The sequence below is a fragment of the Roseococcus sp. SDR genome, from assembly GCF_019083995.1.
In the GTDB taxonomy this organism is placed as follows: domain Bacteria; phylum Pseudomonadota; class Alphaproteobacteria; order Acetobacterales; family Acetobacteraceae; genus Roseococcus.
The window spans coordinates 1-1,861 of sequence record NZ_JAHRCU010000053.1; the positions used below are offsets into that span (position 1 = coordinate 1).

The 1,861-nt window shown below is 68.6% G+C and carries 2 protein-coding genes; both read left to right on the forward strand.

The annotated features are described in order from the left end of the window. Positions 1-276 (forward strand): hypothetical protein (locus KTR66_RS24610; protein ID WP_213617400.1); only part of this gene is annotated, 276 nt, incomplete at its 5' end. An 11-nt stretch (positions 277-287) separates the two neighbouring features. Continuing rightward, on the forward strand, positions 288-1,861 hold a 1,574-nt coding region (locus tag KTR66_RS24615), incomplete at its 3' end, for a recombinase family protein (RefSeq protein ID WP_213617401.1).

Consider the following 1,861-nt stretch of genomic DNA (forward strand, 5'->3'; position numbering starts at 1 on the left):
CCCCCCATGCCGCCCCGCCATGTCAGTCCCGACGCCGCCCTGACCGTCGAGCTCCGCCCCACCAGCCCCACCGGTGGCACTCAGGCGCGGCCCTCTCCCCCGGACGAAAGCACTCTTCTCACCCTGGTGCGCGCGATGGCCCGGGCCGAGGCACGGCGCATCTTTCGCCAGGCGGATGAGCAGGGCGTGCTCTCCCTCCCCATGGCCATCCTCATGGGGGCGCTGGCACTCCTGGCGCTGGCCGCGCTGCTGGCCATCCGCCTCTGGTTCGGCTGAGGAGATCCCCCATGCGACGAGCTACGCTCCCCACCGCCGCTGCCACCCCCGCACCACGGGTCGCCCTCTATGCCCGCTACTCGGACGAACGGCAGTCGGTCCATTCGATCGAGGACCAGTTCCGCATCTGCCGGACCTATGCCGAGAACCAGGGCTGGGAGGTTGTCCAGCTGTTCGAGGACGCCGCCATTACAGGCCGCATCACCCAGCGACCGGGATATCAGGCGCTCCTCCAGGCCATGCGCGAGGAGCGGTTCGACATCGTTCTCGCCGAGGCGTTGGATCGCATCTCCCGCGATCAGGAACACACCGCCAGCTTCTTCAAGCACATCCAGTTCAATGGCGTCCGCCTGTTCACCCTGGCCGATGGCGAGGTCACCCCGCTCCATGTGGGCCTCAAGGGGACCATGAACGCGCTCTATCTGACTGACCTGGCGGCCAAGACCCGGCGTGGCCTCGAGGGGCGCGTCAGGGCTGGGCGCGCCACCGGTCGGGCGCCCTATGGCTATCGGCGCGTCACCTCGGTCCAGCGGCCCGACGGCGAGCTTGAGCGCGGGCTGCGGGAGATCATTCCCGAGGAGGCCGCCATCGTGCGCCGGATCTTCGAGGAATACGCGGCCGGATCCAGCGCCCGGACCATCGCCCGCGGCCTTAACACCGATGGCATCCCTGGGCCGCAGGGTGGCGTGTGGAACCCCATGACCCTGAGTGGGCGCCCCTTCAGCGGCGATGGGATCCTGCGCAATCGCCTCTACCTGGGCAAAGTGGTCTGGAACCGTCGCTCCCGGGTGATGGATCCCATCTCAGGGCGAACCAAGCGGCGCTTCAATGCGATCGAGACCCGCGTGGAGGGCGAAACGCCCGGGCTGCGTATCGTCGACGACCCGCTCTGGGCCGCGGTCCAGGCCAGGCTGGCCGCGGCCAGCCCGCCCAAGGATGGGCCCGAGGGCAAGCACCGCTTCTGGGAGCGGCGCGGGCCGCGCCATCTCTTCTCCGGCAAGCTGGTCTGCGGCACATGCGGTGCGCCCTGCTCGGCCAATCAGTCGAGGCGCTACAGCTGCAACGGGCACTTCCGCGGTCTGTGCGACAACCCGGTCCAGGTCTCTCGGCCCAAGCTGGAGGCGGCCGTCCTGGCGGTCCTGGCGGACCAGATGATGGATCCCGCCCTGGCCGAGGCCTTTGCGGAAACCTTCAGCCGCGAATGGAAGCAGTTCGCGGCCGAGCAGGGGCGTGATGCCAGCAAGCTCCAGCGCGATCTCCAGGCGACGGAGCGCAAGCTCGAGAACTTGCTGGATGCCATCGCCGATGGGCTGCGCAGCCCTGGGCTCCAGGCGAAGCTAACGGCCCTGGAGGCTGATCGTGAACGCCTGACACTCGCCATAGAGGAGGCCAAGCCGGAACCGGTCCGCTTGCTCCCCAACCTGGGAGACGCCTATCGTCGGGCGGTGCAGAGGCTCAGGGACGGACTGGCGGCAAGCGACAATCCCGCGGCTTCAGACGCGGTGCGCCAACTCGTCGAACGGGTGGTCATCCATCCGACGAAACCCTACAAGCCACCCCGCATCATCGTGGAAGGACGCCTCGC